The sequence below is a fragment of the Pseudomonas sp. LBUM1678 genome (genome assembly GCF_059695575.1).
Genome location: NZ_CP166775.1, coordinates 4,020,470 through 4,035,325 on the forward strand (window position 1 = coordinate 4,020,470; position 14,856 = coordinate 4,035,325).

A 14,856-nucleotide genomic window follows, 5' to 3' on the forward strand; every position below is an offset into this window, starting at 1 on the left:
GCAAGGCCGAGGTCTGCTAAAACGATTCATCAGTTCATCACCCATTCCAGACGGGGTAGCGACATGACCACAGCACACATCCTTGGCAACCTGTTTCCCGACTCAAGCGACATCCCGGAAAAATACCGCCTCGACGGTCAGACCGAGCAGCGTGAATACCTGGTCGATGGCGAACTGAAAACCTGGTCCGGCCCCCTCGCCCAGGTCCGCAGCCCGGTGTACCTGACCGGGGAAAATGGCGACGAACAAGTCATCCTCGGCAGCACGCCGCTGCTCGACGCAGAAACCGCGTTGACTGCACTCGACGCCGCCGTCCGCGCTTACGACCGGGGTCAGGGTTTGTGGCCGACCATGCGCGTGGCCGAACGCATCCAGCACGTCGAAACGTTTCTGGGCCACATGCGCGAACAGCGTGAGGCGGTGGTCAAGCTGTTGATGTGGGAGATCGGCAAGAACCTCAAGGACTCGGAAAAAGAGTTCGACCGCACCTGCGATTACATCGTCGACACCATCAACGCCCTCAAGGAACTCGACCGCCGCTCCAGCCGCTTCGAGCTGGAACAGGACACCCTCGGGCAGATCCGCCGCGTTCCATTGGGCGTCGCCTTGTGCATGGGACCTTACAACTACCCGCTGAACGAAACCTTCACCACGCTGATTCCAGCGCTGATCATGGGCAACACCGTGGTGTTCAAACCGGCCAAGCTGGGGGTGCTGTTGATTCGCCCATTGTTGAAAGCCTTTCGCGACAGCTTTCCGGCCGGGGTGATCAACGTGATCTACGGCAGCGGCCGCGAGACCGTCAGCGCGCTGATGGCCAGCGGCAAGATCGATATCTTTGCGTTTATCGGCACCAACAAAGCCGCCAGCGACCTGAAAAAACTCCACCCGAAACCACACCGTTTGCGCGCGGCGCTGGGCCTGGATGCGAAGAACCCCGGCATCGTGTTGCCGGAAGTGGATCTGGACAACGCGGTCAACGAAGCGGTGACCGGCTCGCTGTCGTTCAACGGCCAGCGTTGCACCGCACTGAAAATCCTCTTCGTCCATGAAGACGTGGTCGAGTCATTCATCGAGAAATTCAACACCAAACTGGCCACCCTGAAACCGGGTATGCCCTGGGAAAGCGGTGTTGCGCTGACGCCGTTGCCGGAAGCGAGCAAGGTCGAGTACCTGCACTCGCTGGTCGCGGATGCCGTCAGCAAAGGCGCCAAGGTGGTGAATCCAAATGGCGGTGAAGCGCGGGCGTCGTTCTTCTACCCGGCGGTGTTGTTCCCAGTGACGCCGCAGATGCGCGTCTACCAGGAAGAACAATTTGGCCCGGTGGTGCCGATCGTGCCTTACCGGCATCTGGATACGGTGATCGACTACGTCCTGGAATCGGACTTCGGCCAGCAGTTGAGTATCTTCGGCACCAACCCGGTGGCAGTCGGTCGACTGGTGGACACCTTTGCCAATCAGGTCGGCCGGATCAACCTCAACGCCCAATGCCAGCGCGGCCCGGACACCTACCCGTTCAACGGTCGCAAGAACTCCGCCGAAGGCACCCTGTCGGTGCATGACGCGCTGCGGGTGTTTTCGATCCGCACGCTGGTGGCGACCAAGTTCCAGGAAACCAACAAAGAACTCATCAGCGAGATCATCAGCGGACGCAGTTCGAGTTTCCTGACCACCGATTACATCTTCTGAGGACACCGAGCCTGAACACGTTCAGAGCCCATCGACTGCCACCGCTGCTGCGCCGGCTACTGCGTCCGTTGCTGGACCCGTATCGGCGCTATCGCTACGCCAAGCTGATCCATGCGGTACGCGTATCGCTGGGGTTGCTGGCATCGATCATGCTGACCACCGGCATCAACCTGCCCCACGGTGAGTGGGCGTCGGTGACGATGCTGGTGGTGATCGGCGGTTTGCAGCACCACGGCAACATCGGCAAAAAAGCCGCCGAGCGCGCCGTCGGCACGTTGATCGGCGCCAGTATCGGCCTGCTGTTGGTAGCGCAACAAGCCTGGCTCGGGATGCCGTGGTTGACCTATTTTGTGATGTCGGTGGTGTGCGGGTTTTTCTCGTATCACGCCATCGGCAAGGGCGGTTACACGGCGCTACTGGCGGGGATCACGGTGTTTATTGTCGCCGGGCATGGCGACAATCCGATCTCTGACGGACTGTGGCGCGGGGTGGATATTCTGATTGGCGTGGCCCTGGCCTTTTCCTTCGCCCTGCCGTCGTATGCGGTTTACTCCTGGCGCTACAACCTGGCCAACTCGCTGCGCGATTGCGCGACGATTTACGGACGGATCATCGACGGACAGCCCGTCTCCGATGACGAACACCTGAAGCTCATGAATCGCCTGAATGCGGTGATGGTGCAACTGCGTTCACTGATGCCGTCGGTGTCCAAGGAAGTGAAGATTTCCATGACCGAGCTCGATGCAATTCAGCGTAATTTGCGGATGTGCGTCAGCACCCTGGAAATCCTCGGCAACACCCGGCCGGATGCCAACGACCGCGACGCCATGGCGCATCTGCAATCGAGTTTCAAAGCCGAACACCGGCAGATTCGCGTGCAACTGATCGGCATGGCCCGGGCGTTGAAAACCGGCGCGTCGCAGCGGCTCAGTCGCCCCCTCGATTTGCCGGTCAATTCAAGTCTCGATGCACCGGTCTATACCTCGCTGGACGGCTATCGGCTACTGATCCGCCAGTTCGCTTCGAACATCGGCGAAATGCGCCAGCGACTGGCCAAAACCGCACCGCGCTGGAACATCTGACGCCCGTTTATTGTGTGGCCGCCCGACGAAACTTCAGGCCCCAGCCCTGCTGCATACCTGCGGCAGCCAGCAGAATCGCGGCTACACCGACCCATTGCAGCGGCTCCAGGCGATGGCCGAAGGCAAACCAGTCGACGAAAATCGCCGCAATCGGGTAGATGAACGACAACGCCCCGGTCAATGCCGTCGGCAGCTTTTGAATCGCGCCGTACAGCAGCACATACATCACGCCGGTGTGGACGATTCCCAGCGTCACCAGGCTGGCCCAGGCACTTGGCGCTTGCGGCAGTGCCGAAAAATGCGCGAAAGGTGCGAGCAGCAGCACACCGGTGCTGACCTGGATCAGGGCAATCAAGTGCGGTGGCGTGCCGGTCAGGTGTTTGATGATCAGGGCCGCAATCGCGTACAGAAACGCAGCGCCCAAGGCAAGGCCGATGCCCATCAGGTAATCGTTGCCACCCGCGCCCTGCTCGCCATGCGCGCTGACAATCGCCAGCATCCCGAGAAACGAAATACCCAGCCAGAACAGCTTTTGCAGGGTGATTTTCTCGCCCAGAAACAGCGCCGCCAACCCGACCAGCATGAACGGTTGAACGTTATAAACCGCGGTGCCGATGGCAATCGAGGCGCGAGAATACGAGGCGAACAACAGCACCCAGTTGCCGACAATCGCTACGCCGCTGAGTACCGCCAGCAGGAACGTGGTGCGGGTCAGAATGCCCGGGCGCAGAAAGCCGAAGGCCGCGCAGATCAACAACAGCGTGCCGGCGCCGAACACGCACCTCCAGAACACCACGTCCAGCACCGGCTGCCCGGACACCAGCACGAACCAACCGATGGTCCCGGAGATCAGCATGGCGGCGCTCATTTCGAATGAACCGCGACGTAGTGTGTTGTCCATCATCAGACTCCCGTAATTGAGCCCAAATTATGCCAAGCCGACCAGGGGCTTCTCCAGCGCAAAAAGCAGGCTAAACTCGGTTTCTGCCTTTTTTATCAAGGCGTATTCCGTCAACTGCCTAACAGGGGATTTGCCATGACCGACGACATCGACCAAGTGCTGATCAGCGCATTGATGGAAGATTCACGCCGCTCGCTCAAGGCCCTGGCCCAGATCAGCGGCCTGTCCTCACCCAGCGTTGCCGAGCGTCTGCGGCGACTCGAAGAGCGTGGCGTGCTCAAGGGCTACACCGTAGAAATCGACCCCAAGTGCTTCGGTTATCAACTTCAGGCCATCGTACGGATCCGCCCGTTGCCGGGCCAGTTGCAGGAAGTGGAGCGGCAGATTCAGGCGATCCCCGAATTTACCGAGTGCGACAAAGTCACCGGCGACGACTGCTTCATCGCGCGCCTGCATGTGCGTTCGATGGAGCAACTGGACACGCTGCTCGATCGCCTCAACAGTCACGCCGAAACCAACACCGCAATCGTCAAGAAGACCCCGGTCAAACGCCGATTGCCGCCGATGGCATGAGTTCTGTTTTGATTAAAAACGCGTAAATTGACCGTTTTCCGGCGAAGGATTGGCGGTATGAAAACCCAGGCAATACTACTCGCGGCGCTGATGCTCGCGGGTTGCGGCACGGTACAAACATTGATCCGCGGTGACGAAGTGGCCGCCAAGAGTTTCAAGGAACAAAAAAGTTACTGCGGCGCAGTTCCAAGGATCTACAGCGGCGTGACCTACGACTTTTGTCATCTCTGAATGACCCTGAATTTCAGGCAATAAAAAACCCGCCTAGGCGGGTTTTTTACTCATGGCTGTCGATTAATCATCGCGGCTCATGATGCCGAAGATCTGCAACAAGCTGATGAACAGGTTGTAGATCGATACATACAGGCTGATGGTCGCCATGATGTAGTTACGCTCGCCGCCGTGAATGATGGCGCTGGTCTGGAACAGAATGCAGACCGAGGAGAACAGCACGAAACCTGCGCTGATCGCCAGTTGCAGACCGCTGACCTGGAAGAAGAAGCTCGCCAGCGTCGCGCCCAGCAGCACGAAGAAGCCTGCGGTGATGAAACCACCGAGGAAGCTCATGTCCTTGCGGGTGATCAGCACGTAAGCCGACAGACCACCGAACACCAGCGCGGTCATTGCGAAAGCCGAACTGACGACTTCAGCGCCGCCCTGCATGCCCAGGTAGCGGTTGAGGATCGGGCCGAGCAGGAAACCCATGAAACCGGTCAGGGCAAATGCCGACACCAGACCCCAGGCCGAATCACGGAGTTTGTTGGTGAGGAAGAAAAGCCCGTAGAAACCGATCAGCACCACGAAAATATTCGGGTAGCCGACACGCATCTGCTGAGCCACGAACGCCATCACGCCGCTGAATGCGAGGGTGAGAGCGAGCAAGCCGTATGTGTTGCGCAGGACGCGGCTAACCTCTAGCTGCTCAACCTGCACGCTGTTATTAACTGCGTAATCCTGTTCGCGCATGGCGACACTCCTGTTGGTTTGAAACGTTCAGTCGCAAAGATCATAACAGACGCTCTGTAACAAGCCATGCAGAGAGTTTGACAGTGTGTTTCATTCAGGTATTATGGCGCCCGCAACGCAAACGGAGGTGTGGCCGAGTGGTTTAAGGCAACGGTCTTGAAAACCGTCGACTGTAACAGGTCCATGAGTTCGAATCCCATCGCCTCCGCCATATTTGTACCGACAAAGCCCTGATTATTCAGGGCTTTGTCGTTTCTGGCCTTTGACAAAATCCTACAGCCCATACTTCAGCCCATACCTTGGATAAATCATCGATTTTCGACGAGCGGCTAGTATTTAAACCCCTCATCGCTGGCAACCAGTGCGGTAGCAAGGACAGAAACACTTTACGTATCGATCCGGTATGGAACACGAAAGCATGTGGCGCCCGGCTTAGCAAATAAACGCATTCGAAAACGCCATCAAGAACGACCATCGCTGAGTGACTACAGTACTACTCAGCGAGCCTCGTCCTGCCGACCCGGTCAATCCACGGGATGAATCACGAGATAGCTGCTGACCGCATCATCTATGGTGGGAAAGAACGCCGTTTCGCCAAGCCTTGCGAAAAGCCCGAATCGCTTCAGCTTGTCCTTGACCGGGTCCTTCATCTCGGCCACGCACAACTTGATGCCCGCCGCGTGCAAGGTTTCGTCCAGTTCACCCAGCATGTCGGCCGAGGTCACGTCCACACTGGTGACGGGTTCTGCCGCAACGACTAACCAGCGTACGGGCGTAGGCGATGCAGCCACTGCGTCGAGCACTCGCTCATTGAACAGTTCGGCGTTGGCAAAAAACAACGGTGCATCCCAGCGAAACAGGACCAGGCCAGGTATAAGGCTCGCGTCGGGATAACGCTGGATGTCGTGGTAGCCCTTGACGCCCTTGGCTTGCCCCAGCACCGCGGAATACGGTCGCCAGCCATCCCACAGAAATTCGATGACGGCTATTACAATGGCCAGGCCGATGCCCTCAATCGCGCCAAATACAGCCACGCCGAGGGTGCACACGATCGACAGCCAGAACTCCCAGCGCTGGATGCGATAAATTCGTCGCAGGTCGGTGACTTCAATCAAGCCAATGGCTGATGCGATCACCACCGCTGCCAATGCGCTGTTGGGCAAACTCTGCAACAAGTTCGGCGCCACCACCAGCAGCAAGGCAACTGCCAACGCGCCGACAACGCCGGTCAACTGGGTTTTGGCGCCTGCGGCTTCAGCCACGGGAGTACGTGAAGAACTGCTACTGATGGGAAAGCCCTGGAAAAATCCAGCCGCCAGATTGGCAAAACCGAGCCCCGCCATCTCCTGGTTCGGGTTCACGTAGGTATGGGTCCGCGCTGCATACACACGAGAAAGCACACTGGTGTCGGCGAATGACACCAGGGCGACGGCGCAACCGCCGATGAGCACGGGGACAATATCGGCGCGGGTGATCCAGGGGATGGCGAACGCAGGTAAACCTTGTGGAAGAACACCGAGCACCGACACCCCGGCGCGCGCGCCAAGGTCCAGCACACCGACAGCGACAGTCGCACCGACCACTGCGATCAAAATGCCCGGCACCCGTTTGTGGGGTTTGAGCAGAAGAATCACGACCAAGGTGGCTGCGCCGATCATGAACGCGGTCCAGTTAGTCTTGCCTTCCATCACCGCGGTGGAGATGGCCCACAGGTTTCTCCCCGGGCCATCGGACTCAATCGAAAAACCGAATATCTTGGGTAATTGGCTGATCAATACGGTGAGCGCGATGCCGTTCATGTACCCGTAACGGATTGGTTTAGACAGTAACTCCGTAATGAAGCCCAAACGCATGATGCCCGCCAGGATGCACACAGTTCCTGAAACGATCGCCATCATGCCCGCAAGGGCGATGGCGCGATGCGGGTCGCCGCCCGACAGAGGAAGGACGACAGCAAGGATAACGGCGGCCAATGACGAATCCGGGCCCAGCACCAGAATCCGGCTAGGCCCGAACAATGCGTATGCGAGTAGCGGAACGATGGTCGCGTAGAGGCCATAGATGCCGGGTACGCCCGATGCCACGGCGTAGGCGATGCCCACGGGCACCAACATCGTGGTGAGCACCAGTCCGGCCATGATGTCTTGACGCAACCAGGCAACCTGATACCCGCGCAGCGTGCGGACTCCAGGAAGCCAGCGACCCCAGCCGGTATCGTCGCCGGCATCGCGACGTGCAACCCGGCCCGGTTCCCGGGCGGGAGGCGAAGAATCCGAATCGCTCATAGAGCTGTGGCCTGTAGGTATACAGCGCAGATTCGCTTAAACGTGTCCGTCAGAATTTTTCGGGCACTCGCCGGTGCGGATAATCCGGGTCGCGATAGCCGCCTGGCTTCTGCCGCTTGGGCAATATCACCTCCTCGCGTGCGACATCCTTGTACGGGATGCGGCTGAGCAAATCGGTGATGATGTTAAGGCGCGCCCGCCGTTTGTCGTTGGAGTTGGCCACTAGCCATGGGGCATGTTCGGTGTCGGTTGCCTTGAACATGTCGTCACGCGCGCGTGAATAGTCATACCAGCGGCTGTATGACTTGAGATCCATGGAGGTCAGCTTCCAGATTTTGCGTCCATCCTTGATGCGCGCCTGAAGCCGGCGGGTCTGCTCCTCTTCGCTGACTTCCAGCCAGTATTTGAGCAGGATCACGCCCGAGTCGACGATTGCCCGCTCCACCAGAGGCGTTGTCTTCAGGAAAGTGGCAACCTGCTGTTTAGTGCAGAAACCCATCACACGCTCGACGCCCGCCCGGTTGTACCAACTGCGATCGAAGATCACCACTTCGCCCGCCGCGGGCAGGTACGGCAGGTAACGCTGGACATACATCTGGCTTTTCTCTCGTTCACTCGGCGCCGTTAGCGCCACCACCCGAAAGACACGGGGGCTCACGCGTTCGGTGAGCGCTTTTATCGTCCCGCCCTTGCCAGCGCCATCGCGCCCTTCGAAGACGATACAGATCTTGATGCCCTTGGCTTTTACCCACTCCTGCAATTTGACCAGTTCGGCGTGCAGGCTGCGCAGTTGCTCAAGATAATCCTTGTTCTTCAGTTTCAGGCTTTCAGCAGAGTTACTTTTGGGGGCTTTTTTCTTGTCTTTTGTCATGATCGAGACCTCACCAATAAACAGCGTAGGGTTGCAATCTGTTCATCTACCGAGCGCGATGATCGCGGTGATCAGAACAGCACCGGTGACTGCCAACACAATTGCACCTTGCCACGGTTTTGCGCCAGCGTATTTGGCGAGCACCCAACCAGCGATGAACAGCACTGCGAGTCCGACCAGGTTAGAAACGCGTACGGCGAGTGCCGTCTCATCCAGCACCAGAAACGTCATCGGCGTCCGCGAGCCCCCAGGCGAGGTTGCAACCCAGTGCAACGATCATCATCGTGCGCTCCGCCTCCTGGCCAGACGTGGCCACGCTAGTGGTGCCAGTGAAGGTCATTGTCTTTTTCCAGGGCGTTCTCAACCCAATTCAGTGTAGGTTGAAAAGATTTTTTCGCTCCGGTCGTCACATAGATCCATCAAGGCGCCTCTTTTCTCTGGTCTTTCAACGTCTGCGCAGCCTCGGCTTTCGCCGCGTTGGCTTGCATGATCAATTGGTAGGCAATGGAGTACTTGTAGATATTGCTGACGTAGGTAACCGTCTCCGCACCGATCTTCTCGGCGGCAACGTACTCAACGTTGTGGAACCAGACATTCGGAACATTGATCGCGCCCTCCCCGAACATATGTTCGCGCCCGCTCAGTGTCACGGCTACCAGTGCTTTTTTGCCGCTCAGGCCTCCCTGGTCGTAGAACCGTTTACCGCCATAGCAGATACCGGACACCAATACCCGATCTATCCAGCCTTTGAGAATGGCCGGTGTCGAGAACCAGTAAATCGGAAAGTTGAGGATCAGCAGGTCTGCCCATAACAACTTCTCAAGCTCCTGCTGTGTATCAGCGGCGAGTGCTTGTTCTTTGCTGTTTCGTCGCTGTTCGAGCGCGTAAACCAGATACTCGGGATTCTCTCTGATGGAGAAATCCTCGGCACTGGCCACCGGGTTCCAGTCCATCTCGTAAAGGTCGGATACCCGTACCTAATGCCCTTGGGCCTGCAGGGTTTCAACTGCCTGCTCGCGCAGCGCAGTGGTAAAGGATGATGGCGTGAGACATGCCGCATCAAAATTGTTCCGCATTTAGCATGTACAGGCTTTCGCTTCCGGCCTTCACCGACGCACTCAACGAGTGAATACGCGGCAGCAGACGGGCGAAATAGAACCGCGCCGTGCCCAGCTTGCTCGCGTAGAAATCGTCCTGCGCTTCTTTGCCGAAGGCCGCCTTGGCCATCAGTGCCCACATATAGGCGTACGCCACGTAACCGAAGGCTTGCAGGTACTCGACCGAGGCTGCGCCGATTTCGTTCGGGTTGTTTTTCGCCCGGTCCAGCAACCAAGAGGTCAGTTCGTCGAGGGTGGTCACGGCATCGTTCAGCGGCTTGGTGAACTCAGCCAGATCAGCGCTGGCGGTGGCGGTGAAATGACGGATCTCGTCAGCGAACAGGTTGTAGAACGCGCCGCCGGTACCGACGATCTTGCGTCCTACAAGGTCCAGCGCCTGAATGCCGTTGGTGCCTTCGTAGATCTGAGTGATGCGCACGTCGCGAACCAGTTGCTCCTGACCCCACTCACGGATGTAACCGTGGCCGCCGAAAACCTGCTGACCGTGAACGGTGGTTTCCAGACCGAGGTCGGTCAGGAAGGCCTTGGCCACTGGGGTCAGCAGTGCAACCAGATCTTCCGCACGTTTGCGGGTGGTCGCGTCTTCGCTGAACTTGGCGGTGTCCAGTTGCATGGCCACATACGTGGAGAACGCACGGCCGCCTTCGTTCGAGGCTTTCATGGTCAGCAGCATGCGACGCACGTCCGGGTGGACGATGATCGGGTCGGCGACCTTGTCCTTGTTCTGCGCGCCAGTCGGGGAACGGCTTTGCAGGCGGTCGCGGGCGTATTCGACGGCGTTCTGGTACGAGCGCTCGCCAGTGGCCAGGCCCTGAATACCGACGCCCAGACGCTCGTAGTTCATCATGGTGAACATCGCCGCCAGGCCTTTGTTCGGCTCGCCGACCAGGTAACCCACGGCTTCGTCGAAGTTCATCACGCAGGTCGCGGACGCCTGGATGCCCATTTTATGTTCGATCGAACCGCAGTTCGCAGGATTACGCGCGCCCAGGCTGCCATCGGCATTGACCATGAACTTGGGCACCAGGAACAGCGAAATACCCTTCGGCCCCGCTGGCGCGTCCGGCAGCTTGGCCAGTACCAGGTGGATGATGTTTTCGGTCAGGTCGTGTTCGCCGCCGGTGATGAAGATCTTGGTGCCGCTGACCTTGTAGGAACCGTCGGCCTGAGGTTCAGCCTTGGTGCGGATGATCCCCAGGTCGGTGCCGGCGTGCGGCTCGGTCAGGCACATCGATCCGGCCCAGACCCCGGCGTACATGTTCGGCAGGTACGCAGCTTTCAACTCTTCGCTGGCGTGGGCGTTGATCGACAGGCAGGCGCCGGCGGTCAGCATCGGATACAGACCAAACGACAGGCTGGCGGAGTTGACCATTTCTTCGACCTGAGCCGAAACAGCCTTGGGCATGCCCATGCCGCCATAGGTCGGATCGCCACCGACACCGACCCAACCGCCTTCGGCGTAAGTCTGATAAGCCTGTGGGAAACCTGCCGGCGTGGTGACGGCACCGTCCGCCCAATGGCAACCTTCTTCGTCCGCCGCACGGCTCAGAGGCGCGATGCTTTTGCTGGTGACCTTGCCGGCCTCTTCGAGAATGGCTTCGACCGTTTCCGCGTCGACGGTCTCGGCGAGTGCAGGCAGCTCGGCCCAGAGTTTGGCGACTTCGAACACTTCATTGAGGACGAAGCGCATATCGCGCAGGGGGGCTTTGTAATCACTCATGAGGGAACTCTCGAATTAGTGTGACTCGATGCCATCGCTGTGGTTTTGAACCTGGACGAGGCATGTTCTGGATGGCGAAGCAGAAAATGAGACAGCGCCGGGATCAGCACCAGTGCACCGATCATGTTCCAGATGAACATGAAGGTCAGCAGGATGCCCATGTCGGCCTGAAACTTGATCGGCGACCAGGCCCAGGTGATGACGCCGGCTGCCAACGTGATGCCCACCAGAGCGACGACTTTGCCGGTGAAGGCGACCGAGTTCCTGTAGGCGTCGGTCAAGGACAGGCCCGCACGTTGCTGGGCCAGCTGGACACTGAGCAGGTACAACGCGTAGTCGACGCCGATGCCCACGCCAAGCGCGATCACTGGCAGGGTCGCGACCTTCACGCCCATGCCGAGCCAGACCATCAGTGCCTCGCACAGGATCGAGGTCAGCATCAACGGGACCACGGCCACCACCACCGCACGCCAACTGCGGAAGGTGATAAAGCAGAGCACAATCACTGCGCCATACACGTAGAACAACATGGTGCGGTTGGCTTCGCGCACCACGATGTTGGTCGCCGCCTCGATCCCTGCGCTGCCAGCGGCGAGCATGAACTGGCGCTCGTCGCTGTTATGTTCGCGAGCGAAGGCATCGGCGACCTTGACCACGTTATCGAGGGTTTCAGCCTTGTGATCGGCCAGATAGGCCACCACCGGCATCATCGAACAATCGTTATTGAACAGCTCGGGGTTGTTCACAGAAGCTTGTTGCGCGCCGTAGTTGAGCACGTCCTGATTACGCGCGATGGTCAGCATCTTCGGGTTGCCCTCGTAAGAGCCCGCCGTAATCTGCCGCACCGCGTTAACCAACGACACCGTGGTTTGCACGCCCGGCTGCTGTTGCAGCAACCAACCAAGACGGTCCGCCTCAACCAGGGTTTCGTATTTCAGGCAGCCCTCGCTGGCGGTTTTGATCATCACGGCGAACTGGTCGCTGGACAACGAATAATTGGCGGTGATGTAGGCGTTGTCACGGTTATAACGCGAGTCCGAACGCAACTCGGGCGCACCGGGATCGAGATCACCGATCTTCAATTGTGTGCTGACCATAAAGCCGCCCACCGCCAGCAGGCCCGCTACCACGACCGCGCCGATTGCCCAGCGCCGTTCGGTAAAACGATCAAGAAAGCTCCACAGATTTCCCACACCCTTGCCCTGCAATTTCTTGTCGTCCTGGCGCAGGGTTCGGGCGGCCGCCTTGCGGCTGACGCCCCAATAGGACAGCAGCACCGGCAGCAGCACCAGATTGGTGAAGATCAACACCGCGACACCGATACTGGCGGTGACCGCCAGGTCCTGGATCACCGGAATGTCGATCAGCATCAACACGGCGAAGCCGACGGCATCGGCCAACAGCGCGGTGAGACCGGCGAGGAACAGGCGGCGGAAGGTGTAGCGCGCAGCGACCAGCAAATGGGTGCCGCGCCCGACGTCCTGCATGATGCCATTCATCTTCTGCGCACCATGGGAGACGCCGATGGCAAAGACCAGGAACGGCACCAGGATCGAGAACGGATCGAGCGCATAGCCAAACAGGGTCACCAGGCCGAGTTGCCAGACCACGGCGATCACTGAACACATGATCACCAGCGCGGTGCTACGCACGCAACGGGTGAAGAAAAAAATGATGGCGGTGGCGATCAACGCCGCGGCACCGAAGAACATCATCACCTGCATCAAGCCATCAAGCAGATCGCCGACCAGCTTGGCAAAACCGATCACGCGGATCTTGATGGGCCCCTTGCCCTCCTCGCCGGCGCTGTGCACAGCGTGACTTCCTGCGAACTCGTATTGATTGCGCAGCTGTTCTTCGAGCATGCGCGAAAAAGCGTGGTAGTCGATGGCCTGGCCGGTGACCGGGTCCTTTTCCAGCAATGGCACAAAGATCATGCTCGACTTGAAATTATTGCCGATCAGGCTGCCGACAATGCCCGAGCGGGCGATGTTCTGACGCAACTGCTCGGCGCCCTTGGCCGAGCCGTCATAGGCATCGGGCATCACCGGTCCACCACGAAAGCCTTCCTCGGTCACTTCGGTCCAGCGCACGGAGGGCGTCCACAGCGACTTCATCCAGGCCCGGTCGACGCCGGGAGTAATGAACAAGGTGTCGTTGATCTGTTTGAGCACCTCGAGGTATTTCGGGTCGTAGATGTCGCCCTCGCTGCTCTCCACGACCACCCGCACTGCATTGCCCAGGCCACGCAAGGACTGGCGGTTGTCCAGGTAGTTTTTGATGAACGGCTGGCTCTGCGGCAGCATCTTCTCGAAGCTGGCATTGAGCGTCAGTCTAGTAGCGGCGAAGTATCCGAGCAGGACGGTCACGACCAGGCAGGTCAGCACCACCAGCAGGCGGTTGTTGAAGATCAGGCGTTCTAGCAGGTTGCCGGAGCGTGCATCGAAGCCCTTGAGCTCCCGGATCACCGGCATCGTATCGAGTTCGTGATTACCCATAACGTTTCTTGTCTCTTTTTTTGTTATACGACAGTGGGCTTATTCGAGGGGTAACTGACGCAGGCCACGAACACCGGCGAGCACCAGCGCTCCCGAATTCGATACCTGGGCTGCGGCCACCGGCGTCAGGCCGTTTTGTGGCTGCAGTTTGAAACTGGCACCGTCGTCGACGCTGACCAACACATGGCCGGCCTGACTCAGCAGGATGATTCGCCCATCGGCAGTCACCGTACTGGCGGTGATGCTCAAGGACAGGCCGAGTTCGACCTTGCTCCAGCTGACACCACCATCGACACTTCGAAACGCATTGCCGCGCAGGCCGAAGACCAGCACCGCACCGGGTTTGCCGGTGATGCCGAAGAAGGTGCCGTTGTAAGGTGTCGGGGTGGCAACGAAACGCTTGGATGCGGGGTCAAGCCTGAGCACCAGCCCTTGTTCACCGACGATGAATAGTTGATTGCCCACCGGACGCATCGCGTACAGGTTCAGCGCGGAAGGGTTCTCTGTGCGATCAAGCCAGGGGATCCAGCTTTGACCACCGTCGTCGGTCCGGAAAATCAGGTTGAAAGCGCCGACGATATAGCCGATGCGGTCGTTTTCGAACCACACATCAAGGAACGGCTTGTCGGCACCCTCCTCCGTCATCCGCTGAGCTTCAGCGAGTAATGCAACGCTCACCGGGTCGTCCGGCTGTTGTGCTGCCAACACTTGGTACTGTTTCAACAACCGAGGACCGACTTGACGTCCGTCGAACTGACGACGCCAGGTTTCACCGCCGTCGCTGCTATGCAACACCACCCCGTCGTGGCCCACGGCCCAGCCTTGAAGTGCAGTTGGAAAATGCACGGCAACCAGGTCGGAACTGACCGGCACCTGTGCCTGGTGCCATTGCTGACCGGCATCGTCCGAATAAAAAATGTGCCCGCGCTGACCCACCGCGACCAGACGTTTTCCAGCACTGGCCAGTCCCGTAAACGCGCCATGAACCGCCTTTTCACTCTGAATGGCCGGACTGTCCAGGGTATCGGCGAACGGTGCCGCCACCACGGCTCGGGTGAACGGCAGCGCCAGCGCCACGGCCAATGCAGCCAACGCCATCCACTTGGAGTTTTTCATAACTGTTTCCCGGATAAAAAAACCACCGGGAAGCTCT

The 14,856-nt window shown here is 59.0% G+C and carries 10 protein-coding genes, 1 tRNA gene and 3 pseudogenes; 5 read left to right on the top strand and 9 right to left on the bottom strand.

Annotated elements, in window-relative coordinates:
• Nucleotides 1-63 precede the first annotated feature (63 nt).
• Nucleotides 64-1,689 carry an NADP-dependent glyceraldehyde-3-phosphate dehydrogenase gene (locus ACA070_RS18240; RefSeq protein WP_497447755.1) on the top strand — a complete coding sequence of 542 codons (1,626 nt, stop codon included), beginning with the start codon at nt 64-66 and terminating at the stop codon, nt 1,687-1,689.
• A 68-nt stretch (nt 1,690-1,757) separates the two neighbouring features.
• Nucleotides 1,758-2,771, top strand: a complete 1,014-nt coding sequence (locus tag ACA070_RS18245) for an FUSC family protein (protein WP_497447756.1) — start codon at nt 1,758-1,760, stop codon at nt 2,769-2,771.
• A gap of 7 nt (nt 2,772-2,778) precedes the next feature.
• Here the strand turns inward: ACA070_RS18245 and ACA070_RS18250 are convergent, their stop codons facing one another.
• A complete protein-coding gene (locus ACA070_RS18250) occupies nt 2,779-3,672 on the bottom strand; it encodes a DMT family transporter (RefSeq protein WP_497447757.1) in 894 nt (297 codons plus the stop codon).
• Nucleotides 3,673-3,807: 135 nt separating this feature from the next.
• On the opposite strand from ACA070_RS18250, the gene ACA070_RS18255 reads away from it, so the two are divergent.
• Together ACA070_RS18255 and ACA070_RS18260 are read left to right on the top strand one after the other, a co-directional pair.
• On the top strand, nt 3,808-4,245 hold the full coding sequence (locus ACA070_RS18255; RefSeq protein ID WP_008006559.1) for an Lrp/AsnC family transcriptional regulator: 438 nt from the start codon (nt 3,808-3,810) through the stop codon (nt 4,243-4,245).
• Nucleotides 4,246-4,302: 57 nt separating this feature from the next.
• Nucleotides 4,303-4,473, top strand: a pseudogene (locus ACA070_RS18260) (YceK/YidQ family lipoprotein); the annotation flags it as partial.
• A 66-nt stretch (nt 4,474-4,539) separates the two neighbouring features.
• On the opposite strand, the gene ACA070_RS18265 reads toward ACA070_RS18260, so the two are convergent.
• The gene (locus tag ACA070_RS18265) at nt 4,540-5,211 is read right to left on the bottom strand and encodes a Bax inhibitor-1/YccA family protein (RefSeq protein ID WP_497447758.1); all 672 of its coding nucleotides are present in this window, start codon (nt 5,209-5,211) and stop codon (nt 4,540-4,542) included.
• Between the two features lie 123 nt (nt 5,212-5,334).
• Here ACA070_RS18265 and ACA070_RS18270 point away from each other — a divergent pair.
• A tRNA-Ser gene (locus ACA070_RS18270) sits at nt 5,335-5,422 on the top strand.
• 313 nt (nt 5,423-5,735) lie between these two features.
• Here ACA070_RS18270 and ACA070_RS18275 read toward each other — a convergent pair.
• The 7 genes and pseudogenes from ACA070_RS18275 to ACA070_RS18305 all read right to left on the bottom strand — a co-directional run bounded on the left by ACA070_RS18275 (nt 5,736) and on the right by ACA070_RS18305 (nt 14,819).
• Complete coding sequence (locus tag ACA070_RS18275) at nt 5,736-7,496, bottom strand: SulP family inorganic anion transporter (RefSeq protein ID WP_497447759.1); 1,761 nt, start codon at nt 7,494-7,496, stop codon at nt 5,736-5,738.
• Between the two features lie 49 nt (nt 7,497-7,545).
• Nucleotides 7,546-8,367 (bottom strand): polyphosphate kinase 2, encoded by an 822-nt coding sequence (ppk2, locus tag ACA070_RS18280; RefSeq protein ID WP_497447760.1) that lies wholly within the window; start codon nt 8,365-8,367, stop codon nt 7,546-7,548.
• 42 nt (nt 8,368-8,409) lie between these two features.
• Nucleotides 8,410-8,707: pseudogene (locus ACA070_RS18285) on the bottom strand (hypothetical protein); the annotation flags it as partial.
• Between the two features lie 79 nt (nt 8,708-8,786).
• Nucleotides 8,787-9,443 (bottom strand): annotated as a pseudogene (locus ACA070_RS18290) (NAD(P)H-dependent oxidoreductase).
• A complete protein-coding gene (locus tag ACA070_RS18295; protein WP_497447761.1) occupies nt 9,427-11,205 on the bottom strand; it encodes an acyl-CoA dehydrogenase C-terminal domain-containing protein in 1,779 nt (592 codons plus the stop codon). The pseudogene ACA070_RS18290 and the gene ACA070_RS18295 overlap by 17 nt, the downstream one beginning before the upstream one ends.
• Entirely contained in the window at nt 11,202-13,703 is a 2,502-nt protein-coding gene (locus ACA070_RS18300) for an efflux RND transporter permease subunit (RefSeq protein ID WP_497447762.1), read from the bottom strand. Before ACA070_RS18300 ends, ACA070_RS18295 begins: the two co-directional genes overlap by 4 nt.
• A 39-nt stretch (nt 13,704-13,742) precedes the next feature.
• The gene (locus tag ACA070_RS18305) at nt 13,743-14,819 is read right to left on the bottom strand and encodes a WD40/YVTN/BNR-like repeat-containing protein (RefSeq protein WP_497447763.1); all 1,077 of its coding nucleotides are present in this window, start codon (nt 14,817-14,819) and stop codon (nt 13,743-13,745) included.
• Nucleotides 14,820-14,856 lie beyond the last annotated feature (37 nt).

Bases quoted from the DNA above. Each gene is read 5' to 3' on its own strand.
- ACA070_RS18255 (WP_008006559.1), top strand. From the start codon at position 3,808: ATGACCGACGACATCGACCAAGTGCTGATCAGCGCATTGATGGAAGAT.
- ACA070_RS18240 (WP_497447755.1), top strand. From the start codon at position 64: ATGACCACAGCACACATCCTTGGCAACCTGTTTCCCGACTCAAGCGAC.
- ACA070_RS18295 (WP_497447761.1), bottom strand. From the start codon at position 11,205: ATGAGTGATTACAAAGCCCCCCTGCGCGATATGCGCTTCGTCCTCAAT.
- ACA070_RS18265 (WP_497447758.1), bottom strand. From the start codon at position 5,211: ATGCGCGAACAGGATTACGCAGTTAATAACAGCGTGCAGGTTGAGCAG.
- ACA070_RS18250 (WP_497447757.1), bottom strand. From the start codon at position 3,672: ATGGACAACACACTACGTCGCGGTTCATTCGAAATGAGCGCCGCCATG.
- ACA070_RS18305 (WP_497447763.1), bottom strand. From the start codon at position 14,819: ATGAAAAACTCCAAGTGGATGGCGTTGGCTGCATTGGCCGTGGCGCTG.
- ACA070_RS18300 (WP_497447762.1), bottom strand. From the start codon at position 13,703: ATGGGTAATCACGAACTCGATACGATGCCGGTGATCCGGGAGCTCAAG.
- ppk2 (WP_497447760.1), bottom strand. From the start codon at position 8,367: ATGACAAAAGACAAGAAAAAAGCCCCCAAAAGTAACTCTGCTGAAAGC.
- ACA070_RS18275 (WP_497447759.1), bottom strand. From the start codon at position 7,496: ATGAGCGATTCGGATTCTTCGCCTCCCGCCCGGGAACCGGGCCGGGTT.